16 protein-coding genes are annotated in these 19,622 nt (G+C 60.1%); 10 read left to right on the top strand and 6 right to left on the bottom strand.

Annotated elements, in window-relative coordinates; genetic code table 11:
* The first annotated feature begins 22 nt into the window (after window positions 1-22).
* Entirely contained in the window at window positions 23-2,440 is a 2,418-nt protein-coding gene (locus AC2FLZ_RS13660; protein ID WP_496882281.1) for a GcvT family protein, read from the top strand.
* Between the two features lie 117 nt (window positions 2,441-2,557).
* On the opposite strand, the gene AC2FLZ_RS13655 is transcribed toward AC2FLZ_RS13660, so the two are convergent.
* Both AC2FLZ_RS13655 and AC2FLZ_RS13650 read right to left on the bottom strand, forming a co-directional pair.
* Window positions 2,558-3,139 (bottom strand): UbiX family flavin prenyltransferase, encoded by a 582-nt coding sequence (locus AC2FLZ_RS13655; RefSeq protein ID WP_480477519.1) that lies wholly within the window; start codon window positions 3,137-3,139, stop codon window positions 2,558-2,560.
* Window positions 3,136-4,644, bottom strand: coding sequence for a UbiD family decarboxylase (locus AC2FLZ_RS13650; RefSeq protein ID WP_496716425.1), 1,509 nt, complete (start codon window positions 4,642-4,644; stop codon window positions 3,136-3,138). The genes AC2FLZ_RS13655 and AC2FLZ_RS13650 overlap by 4 nt, the downstream gene beginning before the upstream one ends.
* Window positions 4,645-4,780: 136 nt before the next feature.
* Here AC2FLZ_RS13650 and ubiT point away from each other — a divergent pair, with 136 nt between their 5' ends.
* The 3 genes from ubiT to ubiV are packed head-to-tail and all read left to right on the top strand — an operon-like array spanning window position 4,781 to window position 7,225.
* On the top strand, window positions 4,781-5,323 hold the full coding sequence (gene ubiT / locus AC2FLZ_RS13645) for a ubiquinone anaerobic biosynthesis accessory factor UbiT (protein ID WP_496882280.1): 543 nt from the start codon (window positions 4,781-4,783) through the stop codon (window positions 5,321-5,323).
* On the top strand, window positions 5,323-6,300 hold the full coding sequence (ubiU, locus tag AC2FLZ_RS13640) for a ubiquinone anaerobic biosynthesis protein UbiU (RefSeq protein ID WP_480496099.1): 978 nt from the start codon (window positions 5,323-5,325) through the stop codon (window positions 6,298-6,300). Before ubiT ends, ubiU begins: the two co-directional genes overlap by 1 nt.
* 4 nt (window positions 6,301-6,304) lie before the next feature.
* Window positions 6,305-7,225, top strand: a complete 921-nt coding sequence (ubiV, locus tag AC2FLZ_RS13635; protein WP_496882279.1) for a ubiquinone anaerobic biosynthesis protein UbiV — start codon at window positions 6,305-6,307, stop codon at window positions 7,223-7,225.
* 88 nt (window positions 7,226-7,313) lie between these two features.
* On the opposite strand, the gene AC2FLZ_RS13630 is transcribed toward ubiV, so the two are convergent.
* The 4 genes from AC2FLZ_RS13630 to AC2FLZ_RS13615 all read right to left on the bottom strand — a co-directional run bounded on the left by AC2FLZ_RS13630 (window position 7,314) and on the right by AC2FLZ_RS13615 (window position 13,974).
* Window positions 7,314-8,456: an amidohydrolase gene (locus AC2FLZ_RS13630; RefSeq protein ID WP_496882278.1), complete on the bottom strand. Its 1,143-nt coding sequence runs from the start codon at window positions 8,454-8,456 to the stop codon at window positions 7,314-7,316.
* A 180-nt stretch (window positions 8,457-8,636) separates the two neighbouring features.
* Window positions 8,637-10,655: a CocE/NonD family hydrolase gene (locus tag AC2FLZ_RS13625; protein WP_496882277.1), complete on the bottom strand. Its 2,019-nt coding sequence runs from the start codon at window positions 10,653-10,655 to the stop codon at window positions 8,637-8,639.
* A gap of 73 nt (window positions 10,656-10,728) precedes the next feature.
* Window positions 10,729-12,768, bottom strand: coding sequence for an oxidoreductase (locus AC2FLZ_RS13620; protein ID WP_496882276.1), 2,040 nt, complete (start codon window positions 12,766-12,768; stop codon window positions 10,729-10,731).
* A 279-nt stretch (window positions 12,769-13,047) separates the two neighbouring features.
* On the bottom strand, window positions 13,048-13,974 hold the full coding sequence (locus AC2FLZ_RS13615; RefSeq protein WP_480496059.1) for a LysR family transcriptional regulator: 927 nt from the start codon (window positions 13,972-13,974) through the stop codon (window positions 13,048-13,050).
* Between the two features lie 157 nt (window positions 13,975-14,131).
* Here AC2FLZ_RS13615 and AC2FLZ_RS13610 point away from each other — a divergent pair, with 157 nt between their 5' ends.
* The 6 genes from AC2FLZ_RS13610 (at window position 14,132) to AC2FLZ_RS13585 (ending at window position 19,476) form a co-directional block, all read left to right on the top strand.
* The gene (locus tag AC2FLZ_RS13610; protein WP_480496057.1) at window positions 14,132-15,148 is read left to right on the top strand and encodes a TRAP transporter substrate-binding protein; all 1,017 of its coding nucleotides are present in this window, start codon (window positions 14,132-14,134) and stop codon (window positions 15,146-15,148) included.
* 67 nt (window positions 15,149-15,215) lie between these two features.
* The gene (locus AC2FLZ_RS13605) at window positions 15,216-15,752 is read left to right on the top strand and encodes a TRAP transporter small permease (RefSeq protein ID WP_480496055.1); all 537 of its coding nucleotides are present in this window, start codon (window positions 15,216-15,218) and stop codon (window positions 15,750-15,752) included.
* A 17-nt stretch (window positions 15,753-15,769) separates the two neighbouring features.
* Entirely contained in the window at window positions 15,770-17,110 is a 1,341-nt protein-coding gene (locus tag AC2FLZ_RS13600; protein ID WP_480496053.1) for a TRAP transporter large permease, read from the top strand.
* Window positions 17,111-17,127: 17 nt separating this feature from the next.
* Window positions 17,128-17,622 (top strand): universal stress protein, encoded by a 495-nt coding sequence (locus AC2FLZ_RS13595; RefSeq protein WP_480496051.1) that lies wholly within the window; start codon window positions 17,128-17,130, stop codon window positions 17,620-17,622.
* A gap of 26 nt (window positions 17,623-17,648) precedes the next feature.
* The gene (locus tag AC2FLZ_RS13590) at window positions 17,649-18,035 is read left to right on the top strand and encodes a nuclear transport factor 2 family protein (RefSeq protein WP_480521060.1); all 387 of its coding nucleotides are present in this window, start codon (window positions 17,649-17,651) and stop codon (window positions 18,033-18,035) included.
* Window positions 18,036-18,072: 37 nt separating this feature from the next.
* Window positions 18,073-19,476 carry an NAD(P)/FAD-dependent oxidoreductase gene (locus AC2FLZ_RS13585; protein ID WP_496882275.1) on the top strand — a complete coding sequence of 468 codons (1,404 nt, stop codon included), beginning with the start codon at window positions 18,073-18,075 and terminating at the stop codon, window positions 19,474-19,476.
* Window positions 19,477-19,622: the final 146 nt, after the last annotated feature.

Raw genomic sequence — 19,622 nt, 5'->3', positions numbered from 1 at the left:
GCGGACCAAGGGACAAGCACTCATGAAAACCCATGCACAAGCTGTCGTGATCGGAGGGGGCCTTGCCGGCTGTTCGATCCTGTACCATCTGGCCAAACTTGGCTGGACCGACGTTGTCCTGCTGGAACGGAACGAGTTGACCTCCGGTTCGACCTGGCACGCAGCGGCGAATATTCACGGGCTGCACGATAACAACAACATCACCCGCATCCAGCACTATACGATGAATCTGTATAAACAGCTGGAACAGGAAACCGGCCAAAGCTGCGGCGTATTCCAGCCCGGCTCGCTCTATCTGGCCCAGACCGAAGAGCGTGAGCAACAGTTGCGCCTGCAAGAGGCCAAGGCCCGGTTCTATGGTCTGAACTTCTACGAAGTCAGCCGTGAAGAAGCCAAGGAACTGCATCCGCTGGCGCAGTTCGATGACATCCGCTGCATCATGTACGAACCCGATGGCGGCAATGTCGACCCGTCGGGCGTGCCGCACGCCTATGCCGCCGGGGCCCGCGCCATGGGGGCCACCATCGAACGGTTCTGCCCGGTGACAGGAACCGAACAACAGCCCGACGGCAGCTGGATCGTGCGCACGCCCAAAGGCGATATTCACACCCAGTGGGTTGTCAACGCCACCGGTCTCTGGGGGCGCGAGGTGGCGGCGCTGGCGGGTCTGACCCTGCCGCTGCAACCGACCGAGCATCAGTATTTCGTGACCGAAAGCATCGACGAGGTCGCCAGCCTGGGGCGCCGTCTGCCCTCGATCGCTGACCGCGACGGCGAATACTACTTCCGGCAAGAAGGCAACGGCCTGCTGATCGGGGCTTATGAGAAAGACATGAAATTCTGGGCCGAAGACGGCACGCCGCTGGATTTTGCCCATGATCTGTTCCCCGACGATCTGGACCGGATCATGGAAAACGTGATCCGCGCCACCGAACGCGTGCCGGTCGCGGCAACAGCCGGGGTGAAACGCGTGATCAACGGGCCGATGATCTGGTCGCCCGACGCCAACATGCTCTGGGGGCCGTTGCCTGAGCTGAAGAACTATTTCCTCTGCGGTGGTTTGATCCCCGGTTTCTCGCAATCCGGTGGGTTGGGTCTGCTGGCGGCGCAATGGATGATCGAGGGCGAGCCGCAATATGACATGTTCGCCTGGGATCTGGCCCGCTTTGGCGACTGGGCCGACAAGAAATTCACCAGGGCCCGCGTTCAGGATGCCTATACCCACCGCTTCAAGATCCATTTCCCCAACGAGGAACGCAGCGCAGGCCGTCCGGCCCGTGTGCGCCCCGCCTATGAGATGCAGAAGCAGATGGGGTGTGTCTTTGGCCTCAATTGCGGCTGGGAACATCCGCTCTGGTTCGCCGATGAACCCGAGGTGGAAGAGACCACCGGCTTTACCCGCCAGAACTGGTGGGTGCCCGTGGGCCGAGAGGTGCAGATGCTGCGCGACAGCGTGGGCGTGATCGACATTTCGAACTTCGCCAATTACGTGATCAAGGGCCCCGGTGCCCATGACTGGCTGGACCGTCTGGTGGCCAATCGGGTGCCCACCGAAGTGGGGCGCAGCTGCCTGACGCCGCTGATCTCGGTTCGCGGTGGCGTGGCGGGCGATTTCACCATCACCAAGCTGGCCAAGGATGAATACATGATGATCGGGTCCGGCATGGCCGAACGCTATCATCAGCGCTTCTTCAACATGGTCGATATGCCCAAAGGCACCACGCTTGAGGTCGCCACCGACCGCATCGCAGGGTTCAACATCGCAGGCCCCAGGTCACGCGAAGCGTTGGCACGCCTGACCAATGCCGATCTGTCGAACGAGGCGTTCCGCTTCATGCGGTCGCAGAAAATCACGGTCGCTGGCGTCGAATGCGTGGCCATCCGGGTCAGCTTTACCGGCGATCTGGGCTGGGAACTGCACTGCGCCGAGGGGGATCAGGTGGCGCTCTACACCGCCCTGCTTGAGGCCGCCAAAGACTGTGGTGGCGGTCCGGTGGGCGCGCGCGCGCTGGGGGCGCTGCGGATCGAAAAGGGCTATGGCTCGTGGGGGCGCGAGTATTCTCAGGAATACTGGCCGCAAGAGGTCGGGCTGGCGGGTCTGATCAAACTGGACAAGGATTTCCTGCACAAAGACGCCTATCTGTCCGTCAAGGACAACCCCGCGCGCGAGGTGCTGTCCGTCTTCGAGCTGGATGTGACCGAAGATGCCGACGCAACCGGGGGTGAGCCGATCTTTACCCCCGACGGCGCGCCCGTGGGTCGTGTCACCTCGGGGGCGTTCGGTTACTCGGTCGGGAAATCGCTGGCGCTGGGGTTCCGCAACCCAAACACCGCGCTGCCGGGCGATGAGGTTGTCATTCAGGTCATCGGCAAACCGCACAAGGCGCGCGTACTGGCCGAGGCACCGTTTGACCCGACAGGCGCCAGACTGCGGTGTTAACGCTCAAAACCCGTCTACAGGCAGGCAAGGCCAATAAGACGCTCCAAAAGATGTCTCGTCTCGGCACTTCAGGCGACTTCATCTTTTTCCAAATACTCCCGCCGGAGGCGTCCGAACTCACTCACCTGCGCATTGCGGGCGCCATTGCTGCGCCACCGGGTCACAAATGCGCAGGCAGTCCACCGCGCGTGCAGCGACCTGGGACACGATATCCATCAGGGTGTCAGGCTTCAGATAAAACGCAGGAACCGGGGGCAGGATGATGGCCCCCATTTCTGCCGCCGCCGTCATGTTGCGCAGATGGGCCAGGGTCAGCGGTGCTTCTCGTGTCAGTAAAACCAACGGCCTGCGTTCCTTGAGCTGAACACTGGCGGCGCGCGTCAGCAGGTTATCGTCCAGCCCATGCGCAATCGCGGCAAGCGTTCGCATGGAACAGGGCGCAACGATCATGCCGGATACCGGAACCGACCCGGACGCAATGCTGGCACCGATATCGGCGCTCGGGTGATGCCGCGTCACCAGTTGCCGCAGGTTTTGCAAAGCGTCCGGGCCGCATTCCTGCGCAAGTGTCCGCATCCCGGCTGCGCTGACCACAAGATCGGCCTCGATATCCGATGACGCCAGGCACCGGGCCACGGCAAGGCTCAACGCCGCGCCTGACGCACCGGATACCCCCAAAACAACACGGGCGTTTGTCATGCTCTCAGCTCCGGCATCAATCGGTTTACAAGGTCTTCCGCAAAGGCGTGATCTCCATCCGCGGTGTGCATCACAGTCCCCCATTCCCGCAGCGTTTCACTGCCCAGTTTCGTCGTCGCGTCGATGCCGATTTTTCCGGCCAGACCGGGTTCGGGTGATGCAAAATCCAGATAATCCATAGGTGTCCTGTCCAGCACCATCACGTCCCGGCCCGGGTCCATGCGAGTGGCAAGCGCCCAAGCAATATCCTCCCAGTTTCGGGGATCGATATCGGCATCGACCGCGATGATCATTTTCGTATAGCTGAATTGCGGCAGCATTCCCCACAGGGCCATCATCACGCGCCGGGCCTGCCCCGGATACCGTTTGTCGATGGCAACGATTGCCATTCGATAGGAACAGGCGGCGGGCGGCAGCCAAAGATCGTGGATTTCGGGGATCTGCGCGCGGATGGTCGGCAGGGCCAGGCGGTTGAACACCTCGCCAATGATTGACGGTTCGTCCGGTGGCCGCCCGGTATAGGTCGAAAGATACAGCGGCGCGTCCCGATGGGTGACAGCGCTGACCTGCATCACCGGAAAGGGTTCAGCCGGGTTGTAATAGCCGGTGTGATCCCCAAAAGGCCCCTCGGGAGCGGTCTCGCTTGGTGAAACCCAACCTTCCAGAACAATCTCGGCGTCAGCAGGGACCAACATGGGGATGGTTCTGGCCGGGATCAGATGTGGGCGCTTCTGGTTCAGGGCACCGGCAAATGTCAGCTCGGATACCGTTTCTGGCAAGGGCAAGGCCGCCGATAACAAAGTCGCGGGGTTTGCGCCCAGCACAATGGCGACGGGCATCTTTTCGGCGCACCTCGCCCAGCTCCTGTGATGCGCCGCGCCGCCGCGATGAGGCAGCCAGCGCATGATGACACGGTTCCGGTCCAGCACCTGAACACGGTAAACCCCCGCGTTATAGCCTTGCGCCGCGTTTGCATCGCTGCCGTAGGGCCGGGTAAGAACCACGGGCCACGTGATCAGCGGCCCCGCATCGCCGGGCCAGTGGGTCTGGATTGGCAGCGCGGTCAGATCCACATCCGCTCCGCTGTGGCAGAGGCTTTGCACCGGGGCAGTTCTGACCAGTTTCGGTCGGGTCGACAGGGCCGCCTTCAGCATCGGCCATCTGGCCAGCGCGTCCCGCACTCCGTCCGGCGGCGTCGGGGACCGCAGCGCGGCCAGAAAGGCCCCCAGATCGTCCAGCCCGGCGGGTGTGACACCCAGCCCGGCAGCAACCCGTTCCGCTGTTCCGAACAGGTTGACGACGACGGGGGTATCGAACCGATCAGTGGACACGTCTGTCGGGTGGTCAAATTGCAGAACCGGCCCACCCGCCTCAAGCACGGCGCGGTGAACAGCGGTCATCTGATGGCGTACGGAAACCGGATCAGGGATGCGCCTGAACTGTCCGGTGTCTTCGCACCATTTCAGAAAATGCCGAAGGCTGGGATATTGCGGCAGGGTGCGAATGGGACTGCTCCGACGGTGGTTTCCACCCTCTAGCAACGAAAGCGAGGGGTCGAATTGACAACCGTCAAGTCACCCCAGCCGCGATCGCCCTAGGAAGGCATCCAAGGTCATAATGTTGAGACAGCAGGAGGTCTCATTGCCCGTTCCTCAGAACCCGATACCGCGCTGCCCGGCGGCTTTGGCGGCCATGTTTCGGATAGTGCCGCTTGGCCCCTTGTCGCTGTCGCTGACGGTCTTCACGCGCCGGGTCGCAAAGAAAAACCCGGAAATGTTTCAACGGCTTGGCGCATACGGAAGATCAGTTTTCGTTCTTGATCCGACGGATTTGCCTGTTGTCCTGCTGCTTGATCCGAATGGCGGTGCCCCAAAGGTGACACTGACCCGGCGCAGCGGGTCAGGGGTTGCGCGTATTTCCGGCCCTCTGGCGGCCCTTCTTGGGCTGGTTCACGGTGCATTTGACGGCGATGCACTGTTCTTCTCACGTGATCTGGTGATCGAGGGCGATACGGCCGCGGCGCTGGCCCTGCGCAACGCAATAGACGACGCGGAACTGGACCTCGCGCACGAGGCCGCAGCCCTCTCCGGCCCGCTTGCGCGCCCGCTGAAGCAGCTGATCGCGTTGGTGGAACGTCGAACCGGCCTGTACCTGACTCGACCGGAAGATGCTGGACTATGGTGATGGAAATCGTCTGCCCGGCAGGAACGCCCGCCGCCTTGCGCGCAGCCGTCAAGGCCGGGGCGCATACAGTCTATTGCGGCTTCAATGACGAAACCAACGCGCGCAACTTTCCGGGCCTGAACTTCGACCGGGCCGAAATGCGCGCGGGTGTTGCCTTTGCCCATGACCACGGGGCCAAGGTACTGGTTGCGATCAACACGTTTCCCCGCGCCGGCAGCGAAGCAATCTGGCATCGCGCGGTGGCCGACGCGGAAACCTGCGGCGCGGATGCCGTGATCCTCGCCGATATCGGGCTGCTGGATTATGCCGCGCGCAACCATCCGGGGCTGCGCAGGCACCTGTCCGTGCAGGCCGCGGCGGCGAATGCCGATGTGATCAACTTCTATGCCGAAACCTTCGGCGTCAAACGTGTGGTCCTGCCGCGCGTGCTGTCGGTTCCCGAAATCGCCGCCATCAACGCCGAAACAGAAGTCGAGACTGAGGTATTTGTGTTCGGCGGGCTCTGCGTGATGGCCGAAGGTCGCTGTTCACTGTCCTCTTACGCCACCGGGCTGTCTCCGAACATGAACGGCGTCTGTTCGCCCGCCAGCCATGTCGAATACCAGAACGATCAGGGCGCGTTGAACACGCGCCTGGGCGGTTACCTGATCCACCGGGTCGAACGAAATCAGCCTGCACCCTATCCGACATTGTGCAAAGGGTGCTTTTCCGCAGGTGAAAAGACGGGCCATTTGTTCGAAGACCCCGTCAGCCTGAATGCGGAACGGCTGATCCCGCAATTGCAGAAGGCCGGTGTCACCGCGCTGAAAATCGAAGGGCGCCAGCGCTCGAAATCCTACGTTGCGCAGGTGGTTCGGAACTTCCGTGCCGCTGTCGACGCGCTTGAGGCCGGGCGCCCTCTGCCCGAGGGGATGCTGGCCCGTTTGTCCGAAGGGCAGGCCATGACAACCGGCGCATACAAAAAAACCTGGAGATAGCGCGATGGAACTGACCGTTGGCCCCAACCAGTTTTTCTGGCCCGCCGATAGCTGGACATCCTTTTACGAGGATTTGGCCCAAACCCCCGTCGACCGCATCGTGCTGGGCGAGCTGGTTTGTTCCAAGCGCCTGCCGTTTTATCAGGACCGGATTCCCGACGCGATTGCCCGGCTGGTTGAGGCAGGCAAACAGGTTGCGCTGACCAGTCTTGCACTGGTGACGCTCAAGCGTGAACGCAAGCTGACCGCCGATCTGGCGGATCTGGGGGTCACGGTCGAGATCAACGATCTGACTGCGCTGGCGCATCTGCCCGAAAACACCGATTTCGATGTCGGACCGCTGATCAATGTCTATAACGAAGGCACATTGGCATGGCTGGCGTCACGTGGGGCGCGTCGCATATGCCTGCCGCCGGAACTGCCAATCGCCTCGGTCAGGGTTCTGGCACAAGCCGCCGCCAGTTTGGGTGTCGCGGTCGAGGTTTGGGGCCACGGTCGCCTGCCGCTGGCCATCTCCGGCCGGTGTTACCACGCGCGCCTGCATGAGCGCAGCAAGGATAATTGCCAGTTTGCCTGCGAAAACGATCCCGACGGGCTGGAAGTGCTGACCGGCGATGGACAGCCGTTCATGGCCATGAACGGTGTGCAGACCCTGTCAGACAGCTATGCCTGCACGGATCATCAGATCGAGTTGCTGCAAAGTGCTGGCGTCGCGGCCCTGCGCCTGTCGCCGCAATCTCAGGGGTTCCCAAGGCTCTGCGCGCTCTACCGACAGCGGCTGGATGGGCAACTTGACCGGGGCGATCTGGAACATGCGCTGCGCGTCGCCGATCCCGGTATAAGGCTAAGCGACGGGTTCCTGACCGGCGCATCCGGCGCTGAATGGTCGGGTTCGGCATGCGCGCCCACCGAAGCAGCACGCTGATCATTCTGGAAAAGACCGGCATCCGATAGCGAATTTTCAGCACGACCTGAGCGGGCGATCCGGAAAATCTATGGATCGTCCTGCACAGTCAGGTGGTCACAGGCAGGCGTTGCCGCACCAGTTCGGCCCACAGGTTTGCTCCCAATGGCAGCAGCGCGTCGTTGAAATCATAGTCATTCGCGTGCAGGGGGCGGCCATTCGACCCCTCGGTTCCATTGCCGATCAGCAGAAAACACCCCGGAACCGCTGCCGCAAATTCCGCGAAATCCTCAGAAAACGACATGGCGGTCCGGTCGCCGTCAACCTCCAGACCCAGCGTTGTTGCTGCTGAAACCACATGGGTTGCGGCGTCGGCATCGTTGATCGCCTCGATAAATTCAGTCCGGAAATCCACCGTCACCGCGACACCGTGGCTTTCCGCCACGCCTGCCGTAATCTGCCGCATGTGGTGTTCAATCCGCGCGCGGTCGTCGGGCGACATCGCCCGTGCGTCCCCTTTCAACACTGTTCGACCCGGCAGGACGTTGCGCTGCCCATCGGTGATGAACTCGGTCACAGAAACGACCGCGCCAGACGCCGGGGCAAGCTTACGCGAAACGATGGTCTGCAAGGCCAGAACTAGCTCTGCTGCAGGCGTAAGTGTCTCGCGCCCAACATGGGGCATCGAGGCATGGCCGCCCTGACCGGTGATTGTGATCTCGAATAGGCTTTCGCTGCAACAAACAACACCGGCGCGGGTTGAAACCCGCCCAACGGGTTCGCCCGGCAGATTGTGCGCGCCATAGATTTCGTCAATCGGAAAATCCCGCAGGACGCCTTCATCAATCATCGCCCGCGCACCCAGCCCGTGCTCCTCATTGGGCTGGAACAGGAAGACAACGGTGCCGTCAAAGCCCTGATCCCTGGCCAAAAGCTCGGCCGCGCCCAGCAGCATGGTCGTATGGCCGTCATGGCCGCAGGCGTGCATCACGCCCGGATTCTGAGACTTGTAGGCAAAGTTGTTGGCCTCGGTAATGGGCAGGGCGTCGAAATCCGCGCGCAGACCGATGGACCGGTTGCCATGGCCCGCTCGCAGAACACCAACAACGCCGACACCCTCATGCACTTCGATGCCAAGGCTTATCAGGTGATCGGCGATCCGGGCCTTGGTCCAGTCCTCCTGAAAGCCAAGCTCGGGGTTGCGGTGAAACTCATGCCGCAGGGCGCGCAGGTTCTCAGAAAAACTCGTCAAGGCAACTCTCCTTCGTCCTGCTTTCTTTCGTCATTGCTACAGGGTTTTGCAATCCCGCTCAAAGATAGGTTCCGATTGATGCACGTTGCCCCCGGATGAGAGCCCTGAACAATTTCGATCCCGCGAGGGGAACACCAGCCCACGCATCACAAGACGGCAGGTCTGTAAACCATTCTGCGCCTACATCCCGTTGCGGGGGATGACAAAAGACTGTTCTTCCTCAAAGATCAGGTCGTCACCCGACCACGCCTTTAGGCGAGCGGTCAGGTGAAATTCGGTCGCAGTCGCCCTTTGTTCGGAACAGGTCCAGATCTTGGCGGACCACCCCTCGCGGTCGAAACCGGCGGTTTGCTCCATTGTGGCTACTGCCGACAACGGATCATCCGGCTGGATGGTATAGCGTCGATCCGACATATCGCTCAGCACCGTGCCGATATCGTCGAGGCGAATATCGCCCACCGGCCCAAAGACACCCCCGTCAAGGAAATACCTGTGTGTCACCTCGCCATTGGTCAGATCGGTGTGGACCGAACGCTCCATCGAACCGGAGCGAACGTTCGTCTTCCGCGGGGCGACGTCGGGACCCCGAGGTTCGGGCAAGGGGCGTGGGGCTGGCGCGTCATCATGCTGGCTGCGCACGGGCAGGATCAGCCGCGATGTGCCGGGTTGGATCGTCAGCGTAACCGGCTCGGGCGCTGGCCACAGGACCGGCCAATAGGCGGACGCGATTTGCAGAACGATGCGATGACCCGCCAACACCCGATAACCGGTTCCATAAAGCGGGACAGTCACGTGCATGTCTTCGCCGGGTGTGATCGGTGTCGGTTCAGTGTCGCTGATCCGGTGGGTCAGATTGCAGAACCCGCGTGCAATCAATGTCTGCGCGCCATCCGGGGCCTCATCCACCAGCAAGGCCGCAACAAAACCCTGCGCCCGATCGGCAGAAACTGTCAGGTCTACCGAGGGCTGGCCCAGGATATCGATCGGCTCTCCAAGTGGCTCTGCTTTGAATTGCAGCGCCCCTGCGGCTTCGATCCGGCAATCTGCCGCCATATCTCCGGGTATTGCAAAGGAACACATGTCGCCCGCTGCGGCCCCGAAATTCTGCGGCGAACAGATCGACATTTCCCCGCCCGACCCGGCGGAGGCGTCCAGCGTTCCGTCATTCAGCCACAAGGGCTGGTCCTTGACATGTGGCGATGGCCAGCTTGGCTCCTCGATCCACCGCCCGTCGCGGTGCACATGTGTTCCGGACGGGGCGGCACTGTCCTGCAGGAAAAACCGCAAGGGCGGCTCGTCCATCAGGCCCGTGTCGATCCCCTTCAGCCAATGGTCCCAGAACCGGATCACCTCGCCGACGAAATCGACCCGGGGCCCCGGCACCCCTTCTTGCGGGTACAGATGCGCCCAGGGGCCCATCAGGATCTTGACCGGCCCGCTCAGGTGTTCCGCGATGCGGAACGGAGTGTCGCGATACAGGTCCATCCATCCGCCAAAGAAATACACCGGCACATCGACATCCGCGTAGTTTTCGCAGATCGAACCGCGCCGCCACATGTCATCATGGGTCTGATGTTCCAGCCACATGGCGGGCCAGAATTCGCCCCCCTCCAACCGTGCACGCCACATGTCGATCCAGCGATCTGCGCCCACGATCTCGGGGTCGGGCGGCATGGCATTGTACAGCTGCATGATCGAGCCCCACCAGAAATTGTCATTGGCCAGACTGCCGCCGTAAAAGTGAATATCCTCGCGCCAGCGGTCATCCGTTCCCATCACCGGCGCAATCGCCTTCAGCGCAGGCGGGCGGGTAGCGGCCACTTGAAAGGCGTTATACGCCCCCCAGCTTTTGCCGAACATTCCGACATTTCCGTCGCACCAGTCCTGATCGGCAATCCACTGGATGATGTCGTGCCCGTCCTGAATCTCCTGATGCGAATACTCGTCTTCGGGAATCCCGTCGCTGTCGCCATAGCCGCGGATGTCCACCCGGATCGACGCATAGCCTTCAGCGGCGAAATGCGGATGCATGCTTTCATCCCGCATCCGGGTGCGATCCCGGCGGCGATAGGGGATGTATTCCAAAACACAGGGAACGGGCGTTGCTCGGGCCGAGCCGGGCAGCCAAAGCCGTGCCGCAAGTTTTGCGCCGTCCGGCATGGGAATCCAAACGGTTTCGATGACCTCTGTGTTGCTCATGTCCGGTCCTTTGACTGACTGTCAGGTGAAAAGCTGTTTGTGGCGTGCTTGGCCGGGGGGTTTTTCAATGGCCTCACCATCGAAGCCCCAAGCGCAGCGCATCATAAATGGCGGCATGCGTGTTGCGCGATGAAACGGCATCGCCGATCCGGTACAGATCAAACCCCGCCTCTGGGACCGATTGCGGAAACACGGGGCCGGACCCGCCGACCAGCGCTTCATAATCCACGGCGCCCAGGTTGCGCGACAGCGGTTTCAGATCGAAGTACAGATCATCCAGCGGCAAAACACCCTGATTGACAACCACCTGATCATACAGGCGCTTTTCTATCAGGTCCGAGTAATCCGTACCAATGGCTGCCTCCAGCTGATTGCCTGATCGCACCAATGATTTCAGCGTCCGGGCGACTGTGAACTCGGCACCGGTCTTTTGCAGGGCGCGCATGTAGGGCACCAGGTTCATCCCCATGATTTCGGGGGCAAAACTGCGGTCTCGGGTCATGATTTCTACCCGCCCCCCCGCTTGCGCGATAGCCTCAGCCGCCATCAGGGCCGGGTGATCCCCTGCATCGTCATAGATAAGGACATTGTCGCCGGGGCGCACATCACCGGTCAGGATATCCCAGGCAGTAACCGCCAGATCGTTACCCGCCTCCAGAACCGTCACCTCGGGCAATCCGCCGGTTGCGATCACCACCATGTCCGGCGCAAGCGCAGTTACAGCATCGGCGTCCGCAAAGGTGTTGAAACAAAATGTCACGTCGCGTGCGGCGCATTGGGCCATGCGCCAGTCGATGATCCCGATCATCTCGGCCCGGCGCGGGGACTGCGCGGTCAGCCGCACCTGACCGCCGGGTGCGGGGGCGGCCTCAATAACGGTGACGTCATGCCCGCGCTCGGCCGCGACCCGCGCCGCCTCAAGCCCGCCGGGGCCTGCGCCCACAATCACCGCGCGGCGGCGCGTTTCAGCGGCGGGGATCAGATGCGGCATCGACAATTCGCGCCCGGTGGCCGGGTTGTGGACACACAGCGCCTCACCCGCCTGATAAATGCGGTCAAGACAGTAAGTGGCACCGACACAGGGCCGGATGTCCTCTTCCCGTCCAGCCCGGATTTTGGCAACGATCATCGGATCTGCCATATGCGCGCGGGTCATGCCGACCATGTCCAGCAGGCCCGAGGCCACCGCATGCCGCGCCGTCGCCACATCGGGAATGCGCGCGGCGTGAAAGGTCGGCATCCCAACCTCGGCCCGAACCCGCCCGGCAAAATCCAGATGGGGTGCGCTTTTCATGCCCTGAACCGGGATCACGTCCGTCATGGCCGGGTCGGTATGAATACGCCCGCGAATGATGTTCAGGAAATCGACCTGACCGCTGTCGCGCAGCCTTCGGGCAATCTCCAGCCCTTCCGCTTCGGTTATGCCGCCCTTTTCCACCTCATCGGCGGTGTAACGGACCCCTATGATGAAATCGCTCCCGACGCGGTCGCGGATTGCGTCCAGAACCATGAAACCAAAGCGCATCCGGTTGTCCAGATTGCCCCCAAAGGGCGCCTCCATCCGATTGGTCATCGGCGACCAGAACTGATCGATCAGATGACCGTAGGCCTGCAATTCAATTCCATCCAGCCCGGCGGCCTGCATCCGTTCGGCGGCATCGGCGTAATCGGTCACGATCCGCGCGATGTCGAAATCTTCCATCTTCTTGGCAAAGGCCCGGTGCGCTGGTTCCCGGTCGTGCGACGGCGACAGGGACGGCAGCCAGTCACCCTTGTTCCAGCCCGTGCGCCGCCCCAAATGGGTCAGCTGGATCATCACCGCACAGCCATGGGCATGGCAGGCATCCGTCAGCTCCGCCATCCAGCGGACCACCTCGTCCTTGTATGCCAGGATATTGTTGAACGCAGGCGGGCTGTCGCGGCTGACAACGGCCGACCCCGCCGTCATGGTCATCGCAACCCCCGCTTTGGCCCGCACCTCGTGATAGGCACGATAGCGTTCCGTCGGCATCCCACCTTCGGGATAGGCGGGTTCATGACTGGTTGTCATGATCCGGTTTTTCAGCGTCAGGTGCTTTAGCTGATAAGGTTGCAGCAAGGCATCGCGGCTCATGATTGCGCCTCGTGATCAGTTTGATTGCGCAAGGCGGCAACAGGGTCGGATGACATGCAGCTCTCCGGTTATCTGGGGGCAAGAGGTGATGGTCTTCGCCGATTGAAATCAAACTGGAATTGCCAAGTCAAATTTGTTTTCAATCAGACGTTTTCGACCAATTTTCCCCGTGCCTTTCGCCCTAGTGGACACGACAAGCGCGGCCGTGCGCCCCCGGCTGGCGCATGTCTTCGGTTAATAAACGGGGTGCCCTCGCGCAAACAGGCGACGAGGCCGGGCTCAGGGCACTTCGGAATGGACGCTCAGCAGGGTTTCCAGAAACAGTTTGGCCGCGCGTGTCGGATCCGGCTGTTTCCGCGTCACCGCCGCAAAGCGCGTTCTGTATTTGATTTCCTGCGGCATCACCTGCCTCATAAGCCCCTTATCAACAAATTCCTGCGCCAGATGGTCCGGAAGAAAGCCCAGATAGCTGCCCGACAGAATAAGTATTGCAAGGGCTTGTTCGTTCTGCACTTTGGCGGCGCGCCGAAACCCCAGTTGCTGGCCGTAGATCAGGTTGGGCGAGTTCACGTTCAGACCCGCATAGTTGAACGCCTGAATGTCCCGCAGGCTCAGCGTGTCAGCGGACTGGCTGAACAACGGATTGGCCTGCCCGCAATACAGAAACATGTTTTCCCCATAAAGCGGCGCATAATGCAGGCTTGCCGAGGGGCGGTGCAGGGCGATGATCCCGACATCCAGCTGCCCGCTGATAACCATGGTCTCAATGACGTTAGGCGGTTCAATCGACAACTCGATCTGGATGGCAGGGGCGGCTTCGTTGAAGCTGTGAATGGCGCGCGCAAGGCGCGCTTCGGGGTTCGTGGTGCATTGATCGAACAGCGCCACGCGGATACTTCCTGCCAGTTGCTGCTTGATCTCGTTGACTTCGGTTCTGAACTGCGAAACCGAAATCAGCAGGTCTTCTGTCGCGGCCAGCACTTTCTCGCCGTCTTCAGTCAGGGAAAAACCCGCCGGGCCACGGTTGCACAGCTTCAGATCCAGCCGAAGCTCCAGATCCGATATGTGTTTCGAGATTGTTGATTTCCCGATGTTGAGCTCAATTTCTGCTGCCGAAAACCCTCCGCTTTCCGCAACGGTTTTGAAAACCCGAAGAAGGCGAATGTCCGTGTCCCCGATGCGGGTGGCCAGTGGGTTCTGTCTCATATTATAAGTTCGACATTTGTGAAACCTTTCGCGCAAATATTAACAACGACGAAACCATGTTGGCAAGATAGCCTCTTGTGGCCGAGGCAGAATCGGACTGGCCACCTTCTCCCCAGGCCATCGCGCACCTCGAAACACGACAAATGGGAGGACATCCATGTCATTTATCAAAAAGCTTGGCACCATCAGCGCCGCCGTTTCCGTTGCTGCACTGATGGTTGCAGGCACGGCTGATGCGAAGAACTTCAAGATCGCGGTGGGCGATAGCGCAGGAAGCGCACAGGAAGCTCTGGGCATCGCCTTCGTCAAGGCGTTGGAAGAGAAATCGGGCGGTGCCCACACCGCTACGCTGTTCCTGAACGGTCAGCTGGGGTCCGAACAGGACACCGTGAACGAGGCGGCGATCGGCACGCTGGATATGTCGCTGCTGGCAATCAACAACATCACGCCGTTCTCGCCTTCGGTCGGTGTTTTCACGCTGCCTTACGTGATCCTCAGCCTGGAAGATGCCGAAAAGCTGACTCAGGGCCCAATCGGTCAGGAACTGGTCGAAAACACCATCCGTGATGCCGGCGTGCGCATCATCGGCTGGACCTATACCGGTTTCCGCCGCCTGACCAACTCGAAAAAACCGGTCAAATCGGTTGCTGACCTTCAGGATCTGGTCATCCGCGTTCCCAAGAACGAGATCATGATCGAAACCTACAAGGCATGGGGCATCAACCCGACGCCAATGGCCTGGTCGGAAACCTTCACCGGACTGCAAACCAAGGTGGTTGACGGGCAGGACAACCCTTACCTGACCATCAACGCGATGAAGTTCTACGAGGTTCAGGACCACGTCACCAACCTGCGTTACATCTTCTCGATCGAACCGCTGATCGTTTCAGAAGCGGTCTTCCAGGACCTGTCCGCAGAAGATCAGGCAATTATCCTTGAAGCGGGACAGGAAGCCACCCTGGCTTCCGCACAGTTCCTGCGGGATTCCGAAGCCGCCATCAAGGAAGAGCTGACCGCCAAAGGTATGGAGATCATCGATCCCGAAAACGACGAAGCCGAGTTCATCGAACTGGCGACAGGTGCCGTATGGCCCCAGTTCTACGACTCCATCGGTGGCGTCGAAAAACTGAACACCGTTCTGGAAGCCATTGGCCGCGAGCCGGTGCAGCAATAATCGCCGCAGAGCGATACCGGGAAGAGCGCCACGGCGCTCTTCTCATCTCAGGGAGGAGTGAAACCACATGTTCTGGAAATTTCTGGACAACATAGAAAGTGTCATCTGCCGGATACTCTTATCCGGCTTTGTCTGCCTTTTATTCGTGCAGATCATCGCGCGCGAAGTCTTCGGCTTTTCGGTCAGCTGGATCGAAGAACTCTCGGTCTACATGTTCGTATGGTTCGTCTATTTCGGCGCAAGTTACGCCGCCTTGAAAGGGGCGCATAACCGCGTGACATTCCAGTTCAAGTTCCTGCCTGAGGGGGCGATCAAGTACATCGAAGCCTTCGCCGATCTCTTCTGGCTCTTCTTCAATGTCTACTTCCTCTATCTGGCGACAGATTTTGTCTTCAACAAGATGAACAAGTTCTGGAAATCCCAGACCCTGGGTGTCGAGATGAAGTATATCTACATGGTGCTGCCCATCGCGTTTGCGCTGATGACCGTCCGCATCATTCAGGTGAATTACCTACGCCTTGTCAAAGGCGAGGACATTCACGATCCCGATCAGATCGACCTCGACGAAATCAAAGCTGCGACCGAAGCAGCAAAGAAATCCTAAGGGCAGGGGGTTAAATCATGGAATCCGAAATCGTCACGGTCCTGTTTGGATCATTTCTGTTCTTGCTGCTCATTGGCGCGCCGATCACGGTGGCGCTGGGTGTCGCGTCGCTGATCTCGTTTCTCTATCTGGGCGATAACCCGATCAAATTCGTGCAGATCGCCTTTACATCCGTGGGCTCGTTCCCGCTGATGGCGCTGCCAGCCTTTATCCTCGCCGGGGCCTTGATGGAGGCTGCCGGTATCTCAAAACGCCTGATCAACGTTGCCGAAAGTCTGGCCGGTCCTTTCACCGGTGGTATTTCGGCCGCAACGGTCATGGCCTGTCTGTTCTTTGGTGCAATTTCGGGCTCGGGCCCGGCAACAACCGCGGCTGTTGGGATGCTGATGATCCCGGCAATGATCGACCGCGGCTATGAGCGCGGCTATGCCTCGGCGATCACTGCGTCCTCTGGCGGCCTCGGGATTATCATTCCTCCCTCCATCCCGATGGTGATCTTCGGCATTGCCGCGCTCGGTATGGCCCCGCCGCCCGAAGCGGTCGAGAAATTCGGCACCTTCCAGTCGGTTTCGATTTCGAAATTGTTCATTGCCGGGTTCGTACCCGCCTTCCTGATCGCCACTAGCCTTCTGATCCTGAACTACTTCATGTCGAAAAAGCGCGGCTACAAAGGCGTCGCCGAAGGCTGGTCGATCCGCCATGTGGGCTGCGAAATGTATCGCGGGTTCTGGTCTTTGATGGCGCCGCTGGTGATCTTGGGCGGTATCTATACCGGCTTCTTCACCCCGACCGAGGCTGCAATCGTCGCGATCTTCTATACCCTGTTCGTGGGGGTAGTCATCTATCGCGAACTGACCTGGCAGTCGCTGTTCCAGTCGCTTGAAGCCACCACATGGCTGACCGGTCGCGTCCTGCTGATCCTGTTCACCGCTACGGTGTTCGGACGTCTTTTGGTGGAAAACCAGATCCCGGCGATCATCGCAGATTCGATGCTCAGCTTCACCGACAACCTCTATGTAATCTGGGCGCTGATCATCTTCTTCCTGCTGTTCGTCGGCATGTTCATGGAAACACTGGCCACCATCCTGATCCTTGTTCCGGTAATGCTGCCGGTGGCGTATTCGGTTGGTATCGATCCGATCCACTTTGGCGTGGTGATGGTCTGTACGCTGGGCATCGGGTTCCAGACCCCGCCGCTGGGCGAGAACCTGTTCATCGCATCGGGTATCTCGAACATCTCGATCGAACAGATCTCGTTGCGCGCGCTGCCTTTTGCGGCGGCAAACACGGTGGCGATCTTCATTATAGCCTTCTTCCCTGAACTGTCGCTGTGGCTTCCACGGCTGTTTGGCTACTGATCTGAAAGGATGACGACATGAAACAGATGGTCTCCAACATCCTGTTTGCCACCGACCTGTCCGAAAACTCGGGTCACGCCATGCGCCATGCCGCAAGCATCGCGCAGGCCACCGGGGCGGAGATTCACGTGTTGCACGTGAATGAACCCCTGTCGGACGACGCCAAGATCACGATGGAAATCTTCATCATGAACGAAGAGACCCGCAAGACCGCCATTGAGCGTCGTCACGAGATGGTGCGCAAGGTTCTGGCCGAACGGCAAGCCAAGTTCTGGGCGCAGTTCGACGGCGACGACGGGAAAATTCGCGATCAGGTCACCTCGGTCGAGGTGACTGATGGCCATCCGGCAGAAGTGATCCTGCGCCGCTCGGTCGAACTGGGTTGTGATCTGATCGTGCTGGGCGCGCATGATCACGGCTTTTCGCATACCTTCCTGGGCACGGTCGCAAAACGCGTTTTGCGGCGCTCCAGGATCCCGACACTGATCGTTCCGAACCCGGACGAAATGTAACAACCCCACTGACAAGGAAGTACAAAATGAACAAAACCCTGACCACGCAGGACCTGGCGGATACGTTTGACGCGTTTAACCGCCACGACATCGACGGCGTGATGACCCACTTCGCCGACGACTGCGTGTTCTACACCGTGGCCGGTGACGAGAAATACGGCAACAAGGTTGAAGGTGCCGAAGCCATCGCCGCCGCGTTTTCGGGCGTCTGGGCAGGCATGAAAGACGCCCATTGGGATCATCACAGCCACTTTGTCCACGGTGATCGTGCCGTATCCGAGTGGACCTTCTCGGGAACCGACGCAAACGGAATGCGGATCGAAGCCGAAGGTGCGGATCTGTTCACCGTTCGTGACGGTAAAATCATTGTAAAACAGGCGCTTCGCAAAGCGCGCCCAATGTTCAAAGCCTGATCCGCCGCCCTGCGCGCAGCCTCGGAGAAAAACAAGAATGGTGGATAACAGCATCCCGCGTCACTGGCCCAAGGCCAGTTATGACCCCAAATATGACCCGATCATTGATGCGGGTCCGGGTCACAATCGCGACCACGCGCCCACGTATTGGATTGGAACGGCCGGAACACCTCCGGCCGATGATGGACCTGTGTCCAGCGATATGGATGCGGATGTGGTGGTGATCGGATCGGGGTATACCGGTCTGTCGACCGCCATTCATCTTGCCAAGGAACACGGCATTCAAGCCGTTGTTTTAGAAGCAAATACCGTCTCCTGGGGCTGCTCCACCCGCAATGGCGGGCAGGCCCAGATCTCATCCGGGCGGCTCAAGCGGTCGCAGTGGATCGAACGGTGGGGAACGGACGTGGCCAAGCGCATGCATGCCGAGGTCACAGAAGCGTTTCAGCTGTTCAACGATCTGATTGCGTCCGACGATATCGAATGCGACCCGCAGCCGGGTGGCCACTACTACATCGCGCATCGCGACAAGGTCATGCCGTCCCTCAAGAAAGAGAGCAAGCTGCTCAACGACGTGTTCGGCTATGGTTCGCGCATCCTCTCCCGGGAAGAACTGCATGAAAAACACGTGCGCGATATGGAAGCCGCAGGCGCCATGTGGGAACCTGACGGGACCTGTATCCATGCGGGTAAACTGGCGTTCGGTTATGTCAACATGGCGCGTCGTTTGGGGGTGAAAATTCACACCGGCAGCCCGGTTATGGGATGGCAGACGAAGAACGGCGTGCATCACCTGCGCACACCGGGCGGCATCGTCCGCGCCAAAACGGTGGCCTTGGCAACCGCGGGCTATACCCCGCCGGGTCTGAACACGCGCACAAAGCACCGCTTGATGCCTATCCTGTCCAACTCGATGGTGACACGGCCGCTGACCCAGGCCGAGCTGGATGAGTGTGGCATTCAGACCAAATCGCCCCTGACGGACACGCGCACCCTGCGCCATTATTATCGTTTATTGCCTGACAACCGGATGCAGATCGGCAGCCGCAGCGCGGTAACAGGACGAGACGCCGAGAACGAAAAACATTTGGAGCTTCTGAAAAAGGGCCTCGCCCGAAAGTTTCCGGCGCTGACGGATATCAACCTCGATTACTCGTGGTGGGGCTGGGTCGATGTTAGCCACGATATGATGCCGCGTATCTTTCAACCGGACCCGGAACAGCGCGTGTTCTACGCGATGGGATATGGTGGCAACGGCGTGATGTACTCGGCTCAGGCCGGGCGTCGTATGGCACAGCTGATCGCGGGCAAGAAAGACAAGGCCTTTGCCCTGCCGATCTTCACGTCCCCGCTTCCGAGTCACGGCATCCTGACACCCTTCCGCCGTCTGGGTCAGCGCATGGCGTATGTCGGCTATTACCTAAGAGACGAAATACTGTAATTTACCAACGCTTTAGCGTTCTGAAGATAAGGAAACACCCCTATGAAGATGACGACGGAAGAGGCCTTTGTTAAGGTTTTGCAGATGCATGGAATTGAGCATGCGTTTGGGATCATTGGCTCGGCGATGATGCCGATTTCGGACCT

The sequence above is a fragment of the Ruegeria sp. YKSF131 genome, assembly GCF_059612645.1.
This window is presented reverse-complemented; position numbering and strand designations above follow the sequence as displayed.